This is a genomic window from Martinezella multihospitum (genome assembly GCF_900094585.1).
In the GTDB taxonomy this organism is placed as follows: Bacteria; Pseudomonadota; Alphaproteobacteria; order Rhizobiales; family Rhizobiaceae; genus Rhizobium; species Rhizobium multihospitium.
On sequence record NZ_FMAG01000004.1, the window covers coordinates 466,729 to 485,979 of the forward strand.

At 57.6% G+C, this 19,251-nt stretch carries 18 protein-coding genes; 10 read left to right on the top strand and 8 right to left on the bottom strand.

Going from position 1 to position 19,251, the window contains the following annotated elements; all coding sequences use genetic code 11:
• Nucleotides 1-9: 9 nt before the first annotated feature.
• The 3 genes from GA0061103_RS18305 to GA0061103_RS18315 form a co-directional block, all read right to left on the bottom strand.
• Nucleotides 10-393 carry a helix-turn-helix domain-containing protein gene (locus GA0061103_RS18305; protein WP_092713570.1) on the bottom strand — a complete coding sequence of 128 codons (384 nt, stop codon included), beginning with the start codon at nt 391-393 and terminating at the stop codon, nt 10-12.
• 204 nt (nt 394-597) lie between these two features.
• Entirely contained in the window at nt 598-1,365 is a 768-nt protein-coding gene (locus GA0061103_RS18310; RefSeq protein ID WP_092713572.1) for an aspartate dehydrogenase domain-containing protein, read from the bottom strand.
• Nucleotides 1,366-1,385: 20 nt separating this feature from the next.
• Nucleotides 1,386-2,255 (bottom strand): LysR family transcriptional regulator, encoded by an 870-nt coding sequence (locus GA0061103_RS18315; RefSeq protein WP_092713574.1) that lies wholly within the window; start codon nt 2,253-2,255, stop codon nt 1,386-1,388.
• A 112-nt stretch (nt 2,256-2,367) separates the two neighbouring features.
• Between GA0061103_RS18315 and GA0061103_RS18320 the strand changes: the two genes are divergently transcribed.
• The 4 genes from GA0061103_RS18320 (at nt 2,368) to GA0061103_RS18330 (ending at nt 6,874) form a co-directional block, all read left to right on the top strand.
• Complete coding sequence (locus GA0061103_RS18320) at nt 2,368-3,582, top strand: pyridoxal phosphate-dependent aminotransferase (protein ID WP_092713576.1); 1,215 nt, start codon at nt 2,368-2,370, stop codon at nt 3,580-3,582.
• A 401-nt stretch (nt 3,583-3,983) separates the two neighbouring features.
• Nucleotides 3,984-4,157, top strand: coding sequence for a hypothetical protein (locus GA0061103_RS35075; protein ID WP_167376608.1), 174 nt, complete (start codon nt 3,984-3,986; stop codon nt 4,155-4,157).
• A gap of 173 nt (nt 4,158-4,330) precedes the next feature.
• Complete coding sequence (locus tag GA0061103_RS18325) at nt 4,331-5,293, top strand: class 1 fructose-bisphosphatase (RefSeq protein WP_092713578.1); 963 nt, start codon at nt 4,331-4,333, stop codon at nt 5,291-5,293.
• 147 nt (nt 5,294-5,440) lie between these two features.
• Nucleotides 5,441-6,874: an adenylate/guanylate cyclase domain-containing protein gene (locus GA0061103_RS18330; RefSeq protein WP_245304792.1), complete on the top strand. Its 1,434-nt coding sequence runs from the start codon at nt 5,441-5,443 to the stop codon at nt 6,872-6,874.
• A gap of 193 nt (nt 6,875-7,067) precedes the next feature.
• Here GA0061103_RS18330 and GA0061103_RS18335 read toward each other — a convergent pair whose 3' ends face one another.
• A complete protein-coding gene (locus GA0061103_RS18335; protein ID WP_092713582.1) occupies nt 7,068-7,502 on the bottom strand; it encodes a hypothetical protein in 435 nt (144 codons plus the stop codon).
• A 105-nt stretch (nt 7,503-7,607) separates the two neighbouring features.
• Nucleotides 7,608-8,528, bottom strand: coding sequence for a LysR substrate-binding domain-containing protein (locus GA0061103_RS18340; RefSeq protein ID WP_092714361.1), 921 nt, complete (start codon nt 8,526-8,528; stop codon nt 7,608-7,610).
• A 106-nt stretch (nt 8,529-8,634) separates the two neighbouring features.
• Here GA0061103_RS18340 and GA0061103_RS18345 point away from each other — a divergent pair, with 106 nt between their 5' ends.
• Genes GA0061103_RS18345 through GA0061103_RS18360 form a run of 4 tightly spaced genes read left to right on the top strand, consistent with a single transcriptional unit; the run spans nt 8,635 to nt 12,392 of the window.
• Nucleotides 8,635-9,381 carry an SDR family oxidoreductase gene (locus tag GA0061103_RS18345; protein ID WP_092713584.1) on the top strand — a complete coding sequence of 249 codons (747 nt, stop codon included), beginning with the start codon at nt 8,635-8,637 and terminating at the stop codon, nt 9,379-9,381.
• Nucleotide 9,382: 1 nt separating this feature from the next.
• Nucleotides 9,383-10,087 (top strand): cupin domain-containing protein, encoded by a 705-nt coding sequence (locus tag GA0061103_RS18350; RefSeq protein WP_092713586.1) that lies wholly within the window; start codon nt 9,383-9,385, stop codon nt 10,085-10,087.
• Entirely contained in the window at nt 10,084-11,187 is a 1,104-nt protein-coding gene (locus GA0061103_RS18355) for a flavin monoamine oxidase family protein (protein WP_092713588.1), read from the top strand. The genes GA0061103_RS18350 and GA0061103_RS18355 overlap by 4 nt, the downstream gene beginning before the upstream one ends.
• On the top strand, nt 11,184-12,392 hold the full coding sequence (locus GA0061103_RS18360; RefSeq protein WP_092713590.1) for an MFS transporter: 1,209 nt from the start codon (nt 11,184-11,186) through the stop codon (nt 12,390-12,392). Before GA0061103_RS18355 ends, GA0061103_RS18360 begins: the two co-directional genes overlap by 4 nt.
• 88 nt (nt 12,393-12,480) lie before the next feature.
• Here the strand turns inward: GA0061103_RS18360 and GA0061103_RS18365 are convergent, their stop codons facing one another.
• Nucleotides 12,481-13,056 carry a TetR/AcrR family transcriptional regulator gene (locus GA0061103_RS18365; RefSeq protein ID WP_092713592.1) on the bottom strand — a complete coding sequence of 192 codons (576 nt, stop codon included), beginning with the start codon at nt 13,054-13,056 and terminating at the stop codon, nt 12,481-12,483.
• A 313-nt stretch (nt 13,057-13,369) separates the two neighbouring features.
• Here GA0061103_RS18365 and GA0061103_RS18370 point away from each other — a divergent pair, with 313 nt between their 5' ends.
• Nucleotides 13,370-14,416: a helix-turn-helix domain-containing protein gene (locus GA0061103_RS18370; protein ID WP_245304827.1), complete on the top strand. Its 1,047-nt coding sequence runs from the start codon at nt 13,370-13,372 to the stop codon at nt 14,414-14,416.
• A gap of 65 nt (nt 14,417-14,481) precedes the next feature.
• Here GA0061103_RS18370 and GA0061103_RS18375 read toward each other — a convergent pair whose 3' ends face one another.
• Nucleotides 14,482-16,371, bottom strand: a complete 1,890-nt coding sequence (locus GA0061103_RS18375; protein ID WP_245304793.1) for a DUF4344 domain-containing metallopeptidase — start codon at nt 16,369-16,371, stop codon at nt 14,482-14,484.
• Nucleotides 16,372-16,452: 81 nt separating this feature from the next.
• Nucleotides 16,453-17,478, bottom strand: a complete 1,026-nt coding sequence (locus GA0061103_RS18380; RefSeq protein WP_092713596.1) for a DUF4424 domain-containing protein — start codon at nt 17,476-17,478, stop codon at nt 16,453-16,455.
• A gap of 661 nt (nt 17,479-18,139) precedes the next feature.
• Between GA0061103_RS18380 and GA0061103_RS18385 the strand changes: the two genes are divergently transcribed.
• Nucleotides 18,140-19,222, top strand: coding sequence for a lysozyme inhibitor LprI family protein (locus GA0061103_RS18385; protein ID WP_092713598.1), 1,083 nt, complete (start codon nt 18,140-18,142; stop codon nt 19,220-19,222).
• The last annotated feature ends 29 nt before the right edge of the window (nt 19,223-19,251 follow it).

The window sequence follows — 19,251 nt, forward strand, 5'->3', positions numbered from 1 at the left end:
CTTGCCAGGTCAGCGCTCGTTGTCGGGTTCGGATGATTGCACAAAAGCGAGGATTTTCGCCCGCAACCGCTTGTCTTCGATCCCGGACAAGGCTGTCCGCAGAACGGCCTTATGATGCTTCGCAAGTCGAAAATCAGCCAGCGCCTCCTTGGAGGGAAAGGCGTCATCCGATGCACTTTCGAAGAAAAACATGACCGGTACAGCGAGGATTTCTGAAATGCGCAGAAGACGGCCAGCGCTGATTTTTTCGATGCCGCATTCGCATCTATCGAGCTGTTGAGGGCTTATGCGAAGCTTCTCAGCCAATACATCCTGCGCAATTGACAATTCCTCCCGACGCAATCGGATGCGTAATCCAACCTCGACATCGATCGCATCGGTTTTTTTGTCCATCAGGGAGCCGCCAGAAGAGAACCTGCTTTCATGTTCGCAGGTTTCCCTTGAATTCACAATCTTCCAGCAAGGTACTCAAAGTCAATTTTACACAGTGGCAGGAAGTTTCCGATCACCGTGTCAGGAACCTTACAAAATCGTTCTTTGCGGCTGCAACCGCATCGGCGATATCTCATCGGAGCGGTTTCCGGCTGCCGTGCGATGTCAGGCGTTGGCGAAAACATCGGCGCCGAGAATTCTCTTCAGCGATCCGATGGCCGAGGCCGGGGTATAAGAGCCGGTCACACCGCCGAGCGACTGCGATGTTACCGAAATATCCCATGCGAGACCCTTGCCGGAAACCGCAATATGGTGTCGCATCATTTTCGTATCGGGATCGGCGACAACGATGCTGCGGGTACGGTCAAAGCCGATGCCCGCAAAGGCAACGGCGGCATGGACATTAACGTTGCGCGGAAACCGCATGCAGGCCTCGCGGGTCGAACCATCGAAGAGCGTTCCCCTGGCATCGGCCGGCTGACCGAGGCTCGCGCCGCTTTTCGTTGTGGTTATCACTACTTCTTCGATTTGTTCGCGGCCATCGCGCAAGCCATCGAGACCGAGAACGGCACCGTGCGGGACAAAGAAGCGCCGTCCGCTTCTGATAGCGGCCGCATGCATCGCCGTTTCCGCAGCGCGATCCGCCAGCGCCGAGCAACTGAATCCGCAGAGGTCTGAATGGGCAAGGATATCCGGCCCTAGCCTACTCAAAAGAGCCGGTGTCGCGGATTCGAGTACAAGGTCCGCCTTCCGGTCGAGCGCGTGTTCGGCGTCATCCGTGACAAAGGCAGCCATGTCGGCATTCTGCGCGTGTTTGTTCTTGTCGGATACGAGAATATATGCGATCTCGACCCCATCCAGACTGCTGACATAGGCGAACAGGCTCCTGCCGATCACGCCTGCGCCTATAATTCCTATAGTTCTATATTTCATTGTTCCCTCCTACATGGATTTCAAGTTTTGGAGACCCCTTCACAGGCCTCGACAAAAGCCCGAATGGCCGCAATCCGCGGGCCGGAATTCGCCCACAGCACACCCATATTGCGAAGCTCGCCATCTACCATGCGATGTTTTTGCAGGTGCAGCCCCTCCGGCCACGGCGGAGCCCAGTCGGGAACAAGCGCGACGCCCAGTCCGCGATCGACCAATGCCGCAATGGCATCCAGCGCATCCAGTTCCGCCCATTCGCGCACGCTGATGGCATGACGGCGGAGATAACGGTCGACGATCTGGCCACCCCACTGATTGCGGTCATAACGAATGAAGGGCTGCTGCGTAAGTGCCAGATGAAAATCGCGAATTTCCAGGTCCGCAGGCGCCAGCAAGACCAAAGGTTCGCGCCGGATGGTCGACCAGCCGAATGCTTTCGGAATCGGGAATTGCGGCTCGATGATGAGAGCGGCGTCCAGCTCACCTGACAAAACCGCATGGTAGAGGTTCACAGACGAACCCGGCTGAAGGAAATAGTCGATCTGCCGAAAACGCTCGCTCAGGGTCGCGGTAATCTGAGGGATGAGGCCCGTCATGGCCGTCGCCGTCGCACCGAGGCGAAGTTGCCCGCTCGGAAGATCGCCTGCAGCTATTGCTCGCAGGTCTCTCGCCGTGCGCACAAGCGCCGGTCCGTGGCGCTGCACGGCAAGGCCCGCAGCAGTGGGCCGGACCGTGCGTCCGACGCGAGCAACCAATATCTGCCCGAGCTCCGTCTCCAGCGCCCTTATGCGCTGAGCGACTGCCGCCGGGGTCATATTCAGGCGCCGCGCGGCTTCGGCAACCGATCCGCATTCGGCGACAATGAGGAAGCTTTCAAGGAATTTCGTATCCATAAGATATATTTTCTATCTTCTGAAGAAACTGGCAAGCATATTTTATTGCTTTAAAACCAAGGTATCTTAGCTTTCCCGTCTTGCGGCCTCCCCGCCGATGAAAGGAGTTTCAATGACCATTCAAGCCAAGTTCGAGCGCATAGGCACCGACGCCGCGCCAGGCCAGGAAGTGCGGCAGCAGGCCGACGGTGTCGAGGCGCTGCTGCGCGGCGAACGGATCGCGGGACGTCAGGTCGATTTTTCCCATGGCGACGTCGATGCGTTTACGCCGACGCCGGGCTCTTTCGAAGTCTTCACCGCTGGGGTGGAGGCTGGTGGCAAGCAGGCCTATACCGAATACCGCGGCGATCTCTCGATCCGCGAGCAGCTTGCGCCTAGCCTTGCGAGCTTCACGGGCGCCCCGATCGACGCCGCCGATGGCATGATTCTGACGCCCGGCACGCAGGGTGCACTGTTCCTCGCCGTCGCCTCCACCGTCGCGCATGGCGACAAGGTTGCGGTGGTGCAGCCGGATTATTTCGCCAACCGCAAGCTGGTAGAATTCTGCGAGGGCCATATGATGCCCATTCGGATGGACTACCTGAATGCCGAGGGGCGTGCGGGTCTCGATCTTGGCCAGCTGGAAGATGCCTTCGCGGCTGGTGCGAAAGTTTTCCTGTTTTCCAACCCGAACAACCCGGCAGGTGTCGTTTATTCGCGTGAGGAGATCAAGACGATCGCGTCGCTGGCCAGCCGTTATGGCGCGACCGTCATCGTCGACCAGCTTTATTCGCGGCTGCTCTATTCCGGCGTCGACTATGCGCATCTGCGCGCGGAAGCCATCGATGCGGAAAACGTGATCACCATCATGGGGCCGTCGAAGACCGAGTCGCTGAGCGGTTACCGTTTGGGCGTTGCCTTCGGCTCGAAGGCGATCATCAACCGGATGGAAAAGCTGCAGGCGATCGTATCCCTGCGCGCCGGCGGCTATAGTCAGGCGGTGTTCCGCACTTGGTTCAACGAACCGCAAGGCTGGATGGACCAGCGCGTGCGCGAGCACGAGGCCATTCGCGACGACCTCCTCAAGCTATTCCGCGCGAGCAAGGACATCAAGGTTCGCACCACCGAGGCAGGAAGCTATATCTTCCCGCAATTGCCTCCTCTTGTGGTCGGCGGCAAGGATTTCGTGCGAATCCTCCGTTTGCAGGCAAGCGTCATCGTAACGCCCGGCACCGAGTTCAGCCCTTTCTGCGACGGCAGTGTGCGCTTGAACTTCTCGCAGGACCGCGCTGCCGCGGTAGCTGCCGTAGAGCGGCTCGTTTCGCTTGTCGATCGATATCGCGCATGAAACGGGGCTCCGCAACGCGGCTGCCTTGTGGTCTCATCCGAATTTTTCGGCGCAAAGAGCCATTACGGCAATGCGTTGCGGCAGATCAAATTGCTGGCTTCGGCGAAAAACTAGCCGCCTTGGGCCTGGACGACCTCAAACAACTTCCGCCGAGGATGCAAGGAGGCAGCACGTCGAGAGATTTCGAGAGCTTCTTTCTTGCTGATATCGAGTCAACAACACGAGCTGTCAGTCCCGTGGTCGAGATCAAAATCCGACCGTGCAGTTTTTAAATCGATCTTAAAAAATCGAGATGCGAAGCTAATCGATTTTAATTTGCGCATTAAAAAATTCTTGTTGCAGCGCGAAGAAAATCGCTCCTAATTGCCTTAGGCTATTCTGTCCGCTGTAGGAAACGCGCAATGACGATTTCATTTCCGCTTACAGACAAACGTACTGTCGATGAGCTGCTGAAGCATCTGAACGCACATAAGCTGTTCTGTCCTGGAAACTGCGCCATCACCGTCAAACCTCTCGCCGTGCACGTTTCGTCGTGCCTTTCATATGCGCTCGGCACCGCGCGGACCGCGTGGTAGACCTGATCGTTCTTCCGTTGAGACCATTCGAATTCGGGTATCCGAAACTTGCGTTCGGACGCCGTCGAAGGCTTTGACCTCGGCGCAGGCCTCATTGTGTGCCCATCAGCCTTGGCATCCACCGGGCATTGTTTGATTCCGTAACGATACACTCCCGCAGGAGAAAGACATTGATGACGACATTCGAAGCCTATCTCGATGCCCATAAGGGAACATTGTTGAATGAGGACATGGTCGCCATCCTTAGCAATATTGCCGAGGCTACCCGGCAGATTTCTGACAAGCTCAGAAGCTCGTCATTGTCAGGTCTGACAGGCGCAACCGATGCTATCAACGTTCAGGGCGAGACGCAGAAGCCGCTCGATATACTTTCCAACGAGATCATGCTCGAGGCATGCCGTAAATCGCCGGCAGTTGCTTTCGCGGTATCGGAAGAACTCGACGCCGAGGTGCTCATTCATTCCGATGGCGGATATGCGATGATCTTCGATCCGCTCGATGGATCGTCCAATCTCGATGTCAACGTAACGGTCGGAACGATCTTTTCCATCATCGAGGCCAGCTCCGCGGCTGAGATTCTGAAAAACGGCCGCAATCAGCTGGCCGCGGGTTACGCCGCTTACGGGCCGCAAACCAATCTGGTGCTTGCGATCGGAGATGGCGTACAGATTTTCACGCTCGACCAACACGGCGTCTACGTGATGACGACTGCGGATGCCAAGATCGCTCCGGAGACGAAGGAGTTTGCGATCAACGTGGCACGTCGTCCGTCCTGGGACGACGTCATTACCGAATATGTCGACAGGTCCATCAGAACTCCTGGGTACAATATGCGCTGGGTCGGTTCGATGGTTGCCGATACACATCGCATCTTCAACCGCGGGGGAATCTTTCTCTATCCCGCCGATCGAAGCAAGCCTGCTTCCGGCGGCCGCCTGCGTCTACTTTATGAGGCAAATCCGATCGGCTTTCTGGTCGAAGCAGCAGGCGGTTCCGCCATTGCGGGGAAGACCGCGATCCTCGACATCGAACCAACCTCTTTGCATCAGCGGGTTCCGGTGATTTTTGGCTCGCGCCAGGAGGTCGAAAAGATCAGTCGGGCGTACTGTGTCGAGCGGATGATCGAGACGGTGTAGCAACCGAACGGAATTCCGTTTGAATGGGCGAGGCCCTTCCCCGCTTCCCGCAAGAAGCCTTGATGGGCTCGCCTCGGCCTCGTGAATTGTGTATTTACGTCTGATGGAACGCCGAGGGCGATCGAGGCTTTATCGCGGTGCAATGCGATGATCGACGAAAAGAAGCTTGAAGAGCGCTTGGTCGTGGTCGAAACGGCCAAATCCTGGAGTCCGCGCGTTGTCGCGCGGCTGGAGACGCTGCTGCGCTCGGGCACGGACGAGGCGCTTTATCGCATCAATCCGATTGAGTTCGCCAAGGAAAAGTCGATTGCCGAGGCTGAAGGGATCGATCTTTTTCTCCATGCATGCATGGCCGGACTATTCGATATGGATTGGCTGCTTGTGTGTCCGATGTGCTCGGACGTTGTCGAGAGCTTCCGGAGCCTGCGCAAACTGCACACGCATTTTCATTGCCACCTCTGTCAAAGCGATTACGACGCCGCACTGGACGATTACATCACGGTGACATTTACCGTTTCGCCCGCTGTGCGCAGCATCCGCTTCCATCAACCGGATACGCTTTCGGCCTGGGATTATGTCTTCCACTATAAACTGACGTCCGGCGGTGTCCTGCCGGACGGCGTGCCATGGAGCGAGGCTGCCAAACAGCTGGTGCGGGTGCTCACCCGCATAGAGCCTGATACTACGGTCAATCTTGAAGTTGATGCCACCGAAGGCGCACTCCTGGGCCAGGATTTCGAAAGCGACGCTCAATTTTTCTTCCCCGTCGAAAAGGGAGCGGGTTTGACGCAACCCCATGTGCCGGTCACGCTTCACCACGGCAAATGCGTGGCCGCCGCGGCAAACATCACGCCCGGCAAGGTCGTGTTCGAAGTCCGCAACACTGGTAAACTACCCGTGGTATTCGGCATACTGCAGCTTCCATCGGCGACGTTTCAGCGCGAGAGACTTCAATTCGAGCCGTCCTTGTCCGGTAAGCGGCTGCTGACGACACAAACCTTTCGCGACTTCTTTCGCTCGGAAGTAATCAGTGCGACAGAGGGCATTGCGGTTCTCGACGTTACCCTCGTATTCACCGATCTCAAGGGCTCCACGGCGCTCTATGAGCGGATAGGCGACCTCAACGCCTACATTCAGGTGCAACGGCACTTTCAGCATCTTCTCGACGCCACCGTTCGGCACAATGGGGCCGTCACCAAGACGATCGGCGACGCGGTCATGGCGGCATTCTTGACTTCGGCCGATGCGGTGCAGGCAGCCCTCGATATGCGCGAGGCGGTCGATCAGCTCAACCGGGATCGCCTGCAACGTGATTTCATCCTCAAGATCGGCGTGCATCGGGGAGCCGCGATCGCGGTCACGCTCAACGAGCGGCTCGATTATTTTGGTCAGACGGTGAATATAGCGGCGCGGGTGCAGAACCTTGCCGATGGCGACGAGATTTGCATTACGGAAGACGTGTACCGCGCGCCGGCTGTGGCGGAAATTATTGCGCCCTACCCGCTCGCGAAAAACGAGGCGGAACTCAAGGGCGTCAGCAAGGCCATGTCGATCTATCATCTAGCTAGGATGGAATCCTAGCCTGTCAATCGGCAGAGAGCCATGCTGCTGACCATCATAAGCGATTGTTTTCGCTCAGATGATTGGGCAGCTGCGCAATGCGCATTCACCTGAATCGCTCAATGTTGACGGTGGCCTCAATAATGGGTGACCATGAACACCCTGGTCGCTGCGATGCCTTGTGCCGAAGAGGAACCAAAGACTTGATCAAAGATCAAGCTTGATCAGTTGCATCTGCATCGGCGCATTCCGACTTGTGGTCTGCCGATTCTGCTTTGGCAGCCTCAAGCCATGCCTCGAAATTCTGATAGGCGATATTGTCCCACGGGGATTTCTTGGGAGTGGCGTAATCAAAGATTCGCACTCGCGGCTCGCCGTGAACATCACTACCATCAAATAGGGCCAATGTGACATAGCCATCGTTATGGAAACCGGTCCTGTCGGCGATGATGGCAAATGGGATCAAAGGGAGCTGCTTGTATCGCTCCAGCATCGAACCATAATAGCTCAATGACCGCCCCATGTCTCCGGCCAGAAATTCCCATGGCTTGATGTCGGGCAACTCTCCATTTCGTACGAGGCCCGTATAGCTGTCAGGGAATCGGAAATCTTTCGGCAAAATTGGCAGATCGAACAAGAATACGCTCATATCACAAGATTTGCTTATTCTCACCTGTTCGTCCAGTCTCATCATCACGAGATATGATAATCCCGATCTTCTACACCTGCGGGATGTCTGAAGACGCTTTGTTGCCTACAAGGTTGATAATTCAGCGTAACGACCCGCCAGCCAATCATGAAACGCCCCTACCTCGTATCGACGCAGAGCCTTCGCAGATGCGACCACGTAATAGGCCCATTTCACTGGCCAGCGGATTTCCGGCATGAGATGGACGAGACGGCCGCTTTCCAATTCCTGGGCGACGAGTGCCTTGCGCACGAGAGCCACACCCCGCGCGGTCACGGCAGCCTGGATGACGGCCGCAGTCGAGTTGATCTTCAATCCGCCATCGGCCAGAGCTTGATTAGCTCCGGATCGAGCGAGCCATTCACTCCAGGTCGGAAAATCCCCGCCCGGGTGCGGCGTCCCATCGTGGATAAGGGTTTGCTCGGCGATCCATCCGGCCGTGACTTCCTGGTCCTGTGGCAGGAGCTTGTTATGGCAGACGGCGATGATCTCCTCCCCCATGAGGAAGGTGGACTTCACGCCCTTCCACGAGCCGAGCCCGCATCGGATACCGATATCGGCCTCTCCCTGCGACAGGTCGATCACCCGATCCGAGACGTCAAGCCGAACGTCGATGTTGGGATGGCCTGCCGAAAAATCCTCGAGCCTTGACAGAAGCCAGTTGGCGACGAGCGCCTGCGATGCCGTCACGACCACGACCGAACGAGCCTTTCGGCCCCGCAATTTGCGCAGCCCGGACTCAAGGAGGTCCAATCCCTGCGCGATATCGTCGAGTGCGTCCCGCGCCTCTTCGACGGGTGTCAGCCGTTCAGTGCCGGATCGGGTTCGTTTGAACAGGGGATAGCCGACCCAGTCTTCCAGGGAACGGACAAGCTGTCCAACAGCCGGGGGCGTAACATCGAGCTCGGTGGACGCTCCAACGAAACTTCCGTGTCTTGCGGCTGCTTCCAGTGCCTGCAGCGATTTCAATCTGGTGAGGTTTCTCATATTGGCCACGACAAAGATTTTCTTTCTTCCCGATATGGCGGCTTTTCCTCGTGATTGCAAATGCCGGGGTCTAGATATGGATCATTGAAGAGATGAGGATCGAGCTATGGTTCTTGAAGGAAAGAACGCCTTGGTGACTGGGGGATCGAGCGGAATAGGATTTGCCGCCGCCCACCTGTTGCAAGACAACGGCGCGCGTATCGCCATCACCGGACGCTCAGGAGAAAAGCTGAAGCAAGCAGTAGCGGAACTCGGTGGTAATGTCGTCGCGATCCAGGCAGATGTCACCTCGGCTGCCGATCTCGCCCGCATGAAAACCGAAGTCGAGCAGGCCTTCGGTTCCCTGGACATCCTGTTCGTCAATGCCGGCGTCGCACTCGGCACGCCTTTGGCGACCACAGACGAAGCGACCTACGACAAGATCATGGATGCCAACGTGAAGGGCGCATTCTTCACCGTGCAGGCTGCACTGCCGCTTATTCGCGAGGGTGGCTCGATCATTCTCAACACGTCTTGGCTAAACCAGGTGGGGACACCTGGCCGGGCGATCCTGTCCGCTTCGAAGGCGGCCGTCCGCTCTTTCGCGCGGACGATGTCGGCCGAGCTGCTCGATCGCAAAATCCGCGTCAATGCCGTTAGTCCCGGCTCGATCGAAACACCGATCCATCGTGGAAGTAACCAGACCGAGGAAGAGTTTCGCGCCTATGCGGATCGCGTCGGCGCGCAAGTGCCGGTCGGACGCATGGGACGACCGGAGGAGATCGCTGCTGCAGTCCTCTTCCTTGCCAGCGACGCCTCCAGCTACATGCTCGGCGCGGAGATGGTCCTCGATGGCGGCAGATCGGAGCTCTGACATGCTATTGAACGAAGAGCTCACCAGGCGCACACTCGTCCATGCCGCGACACTCGAATGGATGCCCAGCCCCGCCAAGGGTGTCGACCGGCGTATGCTGTTCCGGATCGGTGATGAGAGGGCCCGCGCCACGTCCGTCGTCCGCTACGCGCCAGAGAGCAGTTTCTTGCACCACCAGCACCCCGGCGGCGAGGAGTTTCTCGTCCTTGACGGCGTGTTCCAGGATGAGAGCGGCAATTTTCCGGCCGGCACCTATGTGCGCAATCCGCCCGGAACCGGACACGCCCCCAGGAGCGATGGCGGTTGTACCATCCTCGTCAAGCTCTGGCAGTTCAGGGCGGCCGACCGCGAACGCATCGTCAGACTGCCCGGTGAAGGTCAGATAGCCACTCTTCGCCCAGGCGTCATGTCGGCGATCGTCCTCTTTGAGGGATCGCACGAACGCGTCGTGATGGAGGAGTGGCAGGCAGGCGCCGATGTAGAGGTCGCCAACCCCGAGGGTTTGGAGCTGTTCGTCATCGATGGCGATTTCACCGAAAGCGGCGACACTCTCGATCCCTGGAGCTGGCTGCGCCTTCCAGCAGGACTGGAGTTTCACGCCAAGGCCGGCCCTCTGGGTACGCGCGTTTGGTACAAGTCCGCCCCGCTTCTGCACGAAGACGTCCAGGCGTTCGATGCACCGCTTCCGGAAGGGCCGAATAGATGAAGACCTTCAAGGTGGCCGTGATCGGCGCCGGGCTTTCGGGTCTCTATACGGCGCAAGCGCTTCATTCCGCCGGCGTCGATGTTATTCTCATCGAAGGCCGTGACCGGCTCGGCGGCCGGATCCTGACCGTTGGCGACGACGGGAAGCCATCGGAGGATGGCTTCGATCTCGGCCCGTCCTGGTACTGGCCCGTGATGCAGCCGGCGATGGCAACCCTCATCGGTGAGCTCGATCTGGGATCCTTCCCTCAATACAGTGCCGGCGACGTGGTTTTCGAGCGCATGTCGCGCGAAAAACCGCAAAGATATTCGCCCGCAACGCAGGATCAGCAGTCGATGCGGCTCGTCGGCGGCACGGGCGCCGCTGTGCGGGCGCTGGCAAGGCGGTTGCCCGCCGAGCGCATTCTTCTTGGAACCAAGGTGACGGCCATGGCGCTGAAAGGTGCTGGCGTCGAGCTGTCACTGCAAACGAATGACGGCAAGACAGAGAACCTCAAGGCCGATCGCGTGGTCGCCGCCCTGCCTCCGCGGCTCCTTGAGGCGAGCGTCATGTTCGCACCCCCTCAAGAGCCTGAGATTGCTGCCCGTTGGCGAGAGACTCCGACATGGATGGCCCCGCACGCGAAGTTCTTCGCCATCTACGACGAGGCGTTCTGGCGGACGAACGCACTTTCCGGAACAGCCCAGAGCATGGTTGGCCCCCTCGTCGAAATTCATGATGCGACTTCTGCCTCGGGCCGGCCCGCACTCTTCGGCTTTCTCGGCCTAGGCGCCGAAGCGCGGGCGACCATCGATAAGCAGACACTGGAACTTGCATGCATCGCGCAGTTCACGAGACTGTTCGGACCTGAAGCGCAGGCACCGCATGCCACCATCTTCAAGGACTGGGCGGCAGATCCGTTCACGGCCACCGACGCCGACCGAACGGGCGGCGCGCATCCCATGCCGGGAAGCCCGCGATGGGTCGCCGGCCCCTGGGAAGATCGTCTGCTGATGGCGGGAAGTGAAACCAGTCCCTCCGAACCAGGATATCTCGCAGGTGCTGTTATGGCCGCCAAACATGCTGTCGCCGACATCCTTTCGAGAATGGAATCGAAATGAACGTCGCATATAAGGAACCGGTCGATGCGAGCGCCGGCATGGGCAATGCATGGATCCTCACAGTGGCCCAGGCGTTCGGTGGAGCAAACGCCCCTATCGTCATTTCACTCGGAGGGCTCGTCGGGCAGCATCTATCCCCCGATCCTGGCCTCATCACCCTACCGGTGAGCCTACTCAATCTCGGCCTTGCACTCGGAACGTTGCCGGCCGCCTATGTCATGCGCCGGTTCGGGCGAAAGCGCGGATATCTTTTCGGAACGCTGATCGGAATGGTCTCAGGCCTGATCGCCGCGACGGGTATCATCCTATCGAATTTCGTTGTGTTCTGCCTCGGAACCTGCATGGCGGGCTTCTACTCTTCCTATGTCCAGAGCTACCGGTTTGCGGCGGCAGACAATGCGACTGGCGCGGAAGCGCAGAAGGCGATCGCCCGCGTCATGATCGGTGGCCTGATCGCTGCCATCATCGGCCCGCAGCTCGTCATCTGGACCAGGGACGCGGTTCCCGGCACGGAATTCGCCGGCAGCTTCATCAGCCAGGCGATGCTTGCCGCTTTGGCGTTTCCTGTCCTGTGGCACCTGCGCGCGTCATCCTCACAGAAATCGAAGGTCGAAACCGATGTCGCCGAGCGCGCCCTTCTTCGCATCCTGACCTCTCCCCGGTATCTGCTTGCGATCGCAACTGGGGTCGTCTCCTACGGTCTCATGACCTTCGTAATGACGGCGTCCCCAGTCGCCATGGTCGGACACGGCCACTCCATCGACCAGGCGGCGCTTGGAATCCAATGGCATATCCTTGCCATGTATGGCCCTTCATTCATCACCGGCCGCCTTATGGTCCGGTTTGGCAAGGAGCGCGTTGCTGCCGTCGGGCTTCTCTTGATCGGCTGCTCGGCCGCCGTCGCACTTTCCGGTTTCGACATCGCCCATTTCTGGGTCTCGCTGGTACTCCTGGGGATCGGCTGGAACTTCGGTTTCATCGGCGCAACGTCGATGGTCGCCGATTGCCATACGCACGCGGAACGGAGCAAGGTCCAGGGCGCAAACGACTTCCTCGTCTTCGGAACCGTCGCTTGCGCTTCTTTCTTCTCCGGATCGCTGCTTCACAGCTCCGGATGGGAGACGATCAACTGGATTGTTTTGCCGGCTGTCGTTCTGGTTTTGGTGCCTCTTGTCTGGCGCGGAGCAAGGGACGTGCGCCGTTGAACTAAAGCACGTCACGATCTTTCAGATTCGCTCCATGTACTTTAAGTTTTCGATCCTATGCATATCGTTATCGCAAATACCGGCGTCACTACGGTTTCATTGAAGCCAGCATTTCCCGCTCGATGACGGCCTCGGCGGCATTCCATGCTTTGGTCGCAATGGTCGGGTCATGAAAAGCGCGCGCATCGATCGTCGCGCCGTCCAGAAGTATCATGAGGATCGAAGCGATGTGTGCAGCTGCAGGTTCCGGCAAAAGCGTCTTCAGCATGTCGGCCATCCATGCCGTCATGGTCTTCTTGTATCGAATGGCGACGGTAGAGATGTTTGGATAGTCGGTGCCGAATTCGGCAAGTGCGCGCTCGAAAAGGCAGCCGGAAAATTGCGGGGTGCCGAACCATGTCTCGTGCCAGGCAAAAATAGCCCTCAATTGCTCCTTCGCCGAGACCATCGGCTCAACACATGCCCGAAGGCTGGCCATGATATCGTGATAGCGACGATCGAGCACGGCGGCAATCAGATCATCCTTGCCGGGAAAATGGTTGTAGAGTGTCATGCGGGCAACGCCGGCTTCAGCCAGAATGCGGTCTATGCCGACCGGATGAAAGCCGTGCCTTGAAAACAGGTCGGTCGCAATGAGGATAAGTTGCTCTTTTTTCGGGCTCATCGATGCCTCAAGCGAAATTCATCCTGCAATGGACAGATTATGCCTCGTTGTCCAGCAATTCCCATATGGACTTTCTATACTGACCGTTCTATCTAAATAGTCAATCGGCGCTGGCGGCGCCTTCTAGGTTCGCAGGATTCCATGAATGTAATGAGGAGCCATCTCGTCGCATTTCCCTGCCGCAAGGGTGCCGGACTAGATTTTGCACGAGCACGCAAAACGTTTGATCGCACACCCATTGTCGCATTCTCCGGTTGCTCTACCTATCGCTCAAAGGCCGCAGGCCTGGAAGTAGACAGTTCCCGTGGCCCAGATGCATTCAACCTTCATGTTCAATTTCTCAACGCTCGACTTTCCCGAAAAAGATCGGTTTCATGCTTGGGTCAGCGACAATCACTGCGATTGCATATTGCGTGACGAAGCTCCCATCGCGTTTGACGCTGAAGCAAGCGGTGCGGCTCTCGGTCCTCTTATCCTATCCGCCAGGCGGTGGCTCAATCAGGCTCGACCTTCTGCCTATGAGATCAATCGAACGGAACGGCATATACGGAGCGACGGCCAGGATTTCTTTCGTTTCACCTTGATGGTGAGCGGCCAATTCCTGTGCCGATGGACCACGGATCAACCCATAAAATCGGCTGGTGATCTTTTCGTTCTCGATGCTGCTCAAGTGAACCAAGGCATGGTTGCAGCCGGTGAAGTGATCTCTTTGGTGGTGCCGAGAGATCTCCTGCCGAGCCGTACCCAGCTTTTGCACGGGCTGACCCTCGCAGGTGGCGTTGGTCGTCTCCTTGGAGACCATCTCCTTTCATTGTCGCGAAATCTTGAAAGCCTGGGTGAGCATGAAGTCCCCTATGTCGTTCAATCGACCTTGCAGCTTCTGACCGCCGCGGTTTCGTTAACGCCGGATACCGTCATTGAAGCGGCCAGCCCGATAAGAGATGCGCTCTTCAATCGGATCCTGCGCTACATCGATGCGCATTTGCTGGATGCCAATCTTACGCCCGATCGCATTTGCCGGGACGTAGGCCTGTCGCGCGCAAAACTCTATCAACTGTTCGAAGGCAGCGGCGGCGTCATGCGGCAAATACAGCGCAGGAGACTGCATCGCGCTTACCAGATGCTGGGAGATCCCAATCGGCCGCAGCCTCATATCGCCGAGATCGCCTGGCGGCATGGTTTCTCCAACGAGAAATACTTCTACCGCCTATTCAAAGCCGAATTCGGTCACACTCCCGGTGACACTTTGGAAAATATTCGCGCCGGCTCCTCGCTGAAACACGCCGCTTCTCATCGCCGTCGAGAGCACGATAATCGGCCTTCGGGCTGGACCTTGCCTTTCGGCGTACCCGGCAATTGAAAACATCTGCTAGGCGACAGCCGACGCCATCCCCTCGTTTGCGGTGGCGTCGACGTCACAGATACTTATTTGCCGAACGGATTGGCCTTTCGATCCCATTCGAGCGGATTGCTGCCTGCCGGCTGTTGCGATGCAGCTGCGTTCTGCTGGTCGCCACTGCTGTCATCCGACTTCGGTTGGAATCTCGGCGAGAAATGCGGAAGCATCAACCGCGCCCAGGAACGATTGATCTTGGAAGCCTCGTCGGGGCAGCGGGCCGCCCGTTCTTTCGGCAGCATGCCATTGTCGACGATGGGGCTGTTGTTTGCCGGATCAAGGCCATAGACCATGCAGAGCAGATTGAAGTAGCGCTGTGCGTCAAGCGAATGCTCATCGGCAAACGAGGCTGTATCCGGCGTGCCCGACGACTGGCTGTTGACCTTGAACCAGACGGACGCGAGCTGGAGAACGCGCGCAATGTCATTCTTGGTTTCATTGTCGTCGACATGCGAGAGCAATAGGACCGCCGCGAGCTGGTCGACGGAATCCTCTTCGCGACCGACCGCAGGAATATCCAGCAGGTCAATCAATGCGTGGCCGGATTCGTGCAGCAGGATAAAGCGCAGGTTGTCCTTGACGAACTCGAGCGTCAACGCCTCCGGGTCCGATGCGCCTTTCGAGAGCGCCTTGCCCATCTGCAAGAGGCTGTCGATCATCTCATAGCAGAGAAAAACCGCGCCGTTCTTCTTGTTGTAAAATGCGTTGATCGTATCGCATTGACGCGTGACGTAGTGCAACGGACGCGGCGTCACGAAAAGTCCATCAAGACCGTCGATTTCGGGAATATTCAAAAAGAGGTGGGTATCGACGGCCCATTTGTAAGCGTAATTCAGCTTTGGGTCTTCCGGCGGAAAATAGTGATAGACGAAACGCAATCCCTTGCCGTCCGATGTCACCAACGAACCGTCCGAAGGTGGCGGCAGTGCGCCGTCCTTTTGTTCCGTAAGCCCGTCATCGCCACCAGCCTGCGCTGTCTGGCTGTCAGCGGAACCATTGCTCTGCTCCGACTGCGCCTGACCGTCGGTCGAACTGTCTGCCGAGCCATTGCCATTTGACGCAGATCCGCGGCTGCCGGCGCTTGCGATATCCGCAAGTTTCGTCAGTGTCGGGTAGCTTGGATCGCCGTCGGCCGGATTTTCCCCGAACGGATAAAAGCCGTTCGAGATCAACACGGAGATGTTTTCGACGATCTTGCTGTTCTTGTCGGCGTTCCAGCTGAGATCATAGCCGCGGATCTCATTGCCTCTCTGTTCGAAGCGCGAATAGAATTTTCGATCGCCGGTCGTGCCCGAGATGATGAACCAGTTTCGGCGCTTGAGCTGGTAGGTGATCGTGCTGCCCTGCTCGCTGGCAAGGTTTTGATAGACTGCATCGATATCGCCCGGGCCACTATTGGCAAAACGGGCCGTCTTCAGCGCGATGGCGCCATCCTCCGTCTGCAGGGTCTCGCCGCCGAGCTTGTTGCCCTGCCTTTGGGCCAACAGGCCCGCAGGATAGGAGATCGTCATGCCCGTCAGGGAATTGTCCAGTGCGCGCCATTGCAATTGCTTGCGCAGATCGAGCGCCGTTTTGCCCAGTTCAAGCGCGTCCGGGGCGGAAAGCCTGCCCGTGGCCGGACGGTTATGATCGCGCTGATAGCTTGCAATCGCGTTGCGGCCACTCGGTCCGAAGGAGCCGTCGGCAAAACCGTTATAGTAGCCGAGCAGAATGAGCCCTTCCTGCGTGAGCCGCTTCTCCCAAATGTTCAGCGCATCCTCGATCGAACCGGCGCTTTCGAGATCCGGCTGGGAGGCAGCCTGGTTTGAAGATTGCGCCAAGGCAGGCTGGATCGATACGGAGAATGGAAAGGCCAATAGAAGAGCCAGGGCGAAGAGGATTTTCCTGGAACAGCAAAGCCTCAAAGCGAAATTCATCATGAGCGAGCTCCGGTTCTCTGGATGGATTGTCATAAAATGGAACGTGTCTGACATCAGGAGGCGCTTGGACATGCCGGAAGATCACTGCTCGGAGACGGTTCGCAGCAGCAACACGTCGATGTCGCGGTCGGGCGCATAATTCTTGATATCCATCTCGAATTGCGTCGGAGAGATCTTCTTCACGCCGCTGCCGCAAAAGGAGACCAGCGTTTTGGGATCGCCCTTATCGACGATCAGCTTGAAATTACCGATTGGCCCGGCCCAGTTGCCGCCCGAGGTGATGACATAGGAAAGATATTGCTCGAAAGCTTGAACGCCTTTGGCGTTGTCGTCCGAAATTCGGCTGTAGAGAGAGCGGGCCGACTTCATGAAGGTTTCGTCGGTGCAGAACCTCTCGCGATAGGATTTGAGCTGATCCGCATCCATGTCCGGCGCGCCGATTGACAGCGTCGACTGACTGCCGACGATGGGCACATAGGTCTGCTGTACGACAATCTCCTTCCCTTTCGGAAAGGTCTGACTCCGCCAATATTTGGATCGCAGCGTCCAAAGCGGATAGAGCGCGGCCGGCTGTCCGTTATAATCGCCCTCGCCGCTATCGAAGATACCGGCATCCACCAACTCCTTGCGCTGCCCGTTCGTCAAGCGACCGATCGCCGCTTCGGTGGCCTCGACGGTCGGCACCAGGGAAATGTGCAATGTCTTGAGTTTACCAGTAATCTCCTCGTCTGGCTGACCGTCGGCTACGATGAAAGCGCGCTGTTCAAGCTGCGAGGCAACAGGCTGCCCATCGACCACAGTTTGGAATTTCATGAAATTGTCGCTTGCCGGGTCAGGAACGACGGTCGTGGAGTTGGATCCGCCGCCCGGGAATGCAGGCATCGGAAAGGCGATGGTGGTCGTATAGTCCGCGTTCGTCAGATTGCGGAAACGGTAGGAAATGCGAATGCCCGCGGCAGAAAGGTAGAGATCCTCGGAGAGGAGCGCGATCTTATCGGTTTTCTGAAGGATCAAGCCACCGGTTCCCAGTGTGGCCGAGCTATCGTCTGCGAGGGCATGGGTGGAAAAAAGTATCAAGGCGCCAAGGGCAAGGGGAATAAAACGCATCGCTAGATCTTTCAGAAGAAGGTTCCGCTAAGCCGGTTCTTTGGGTCGGCCGGAGCATCAGGATTTATTCTTGCGATCGGAAACGCCAGGCAGACACTGATCACAGATATCGCGGCCGTGAGCTGCGGTTTCCAGAGGTGCGCATTCCTCATCGGTTCGAGCATGCGAATTCAACGTCCAATAATGGTTTCATTCGTCACACGCCGGATATCTCCAGGCCTATTCTCAAGGGCCGTTGCCTATCGGATCGTCTCGGTTCGGTCGGCAATTATCAGAACGCTTGCGTTGCACCGATATCCCTGCGTCCGTTATAAGTGTAGATCCGTCTATATTTTCAAATCCCCATCCAGGCGGCTGGCCGGCAACTCCTGCGTGTCGTAAGGGTGCCGAAGCGAATTGCTGAGCGGGACTTTATATCCTGCTCTTTCGATCCGCTTATGCGGACGATCTGCTGATAACAATTTTGGCAGATTGAAAGCGCCATGAAACGCGTTGAGGCCCGAAGATCGTATTCATCCGCGGGCGAACGAGGGAGCCTGTCACTCTTCATGAATATGGATGATCAGCATTCTGGGTGGGGCGAAACATCGCTCCGTAAGCGCAACAAATCGCAGCGAGGTCTAGCCCCATCAACGTTCTATCTCGTTGAAAGGATGCCAGCATGAACATCTGGCACGGCGCCTCTTTTCATCTCCTACTGTCTGCTCTGGTGTTGTTTAGTCCGACATTTGTTGCCGCGGCCGAGCAGAGAATGGATTGCTATGGCTTCGAGGCAATGGACGACAATCCGCTCGCAGTTCGGCTTTATGAGATCAAGCCGGGAGACAGAGTAGAGTTTCAGTGCCCTGAAAAATCCGTGTTCTGCAAGAAAGGCGCATTTCTTCTACCGGGAGATCAGGTGGCTGTGAGCAGGGTCGATGGCAATCGTGCCTGCGCCGAATATCTGAGCCCCGCAAAACAGTCCTATGATGACAAAACCGCAGGATGGCTGCCATTGGCGCGGCTCGCCCAAATATCGCCTGCGCCAAATTGGCTCGGGCGGTGGGGAGACAGCGATACAGCAATCGTTGCCAAAGCTCAGGGCGACAAGATCCGCGTCGACGCCACGGCGAATCTACAATTCGGCAACGGTGAGCAGGGAGGCGCGTTTGCAGCTCTGATTGATGGCAGGCAGTCCCAAGTTGCGTTTGGCTATGAGCCGGGCGTTGACCGTCGGCCGGAGAAACTTCTTCCCTATCAGGATAAGAATGTCCCAGGTCTCTGCCAGGTCAGAATGGCCCAACTGGGACGCTATCTTGTCGTCGGCGACAATCATATGTGCGGCGGCATCAACGTAAGTTTTTCTCGAGTCTATCGCCGGACCGACGAGAAGGCCCCCGCCGAAAAAGCCGGAACGCCAAAATCAACCACGGTGCAGAAGCAGGCCGACGCAGTGCGTCCCTCTTATAAGGCCTGCCTCGACAAATCCGGAGGTGTTACCGTCACGATGCGGAACTGCGCAGGCGCGGAACTTGAATATCAAGACGATCGCCTCAATCGAGCCTATCGCACCCTGCGGGCGAAGCTGAAGCAGCCCAGCGCCATTCAGCTGCGTGACGAACAACGGGGCTGGATTGCCGAACGCGACCAGCAATGTGCCGTGGACAAAGACGGCGGCACGGCTGCTTTGGTCGTTGTCGACGATTGTTTGGTGCAAACGACATCCAAGCGGGCCACCGAGCTGGAAGGCCGGCTTCCCCGATAGCTAAGCTCAAAATTATTCCTGGGCGCCGG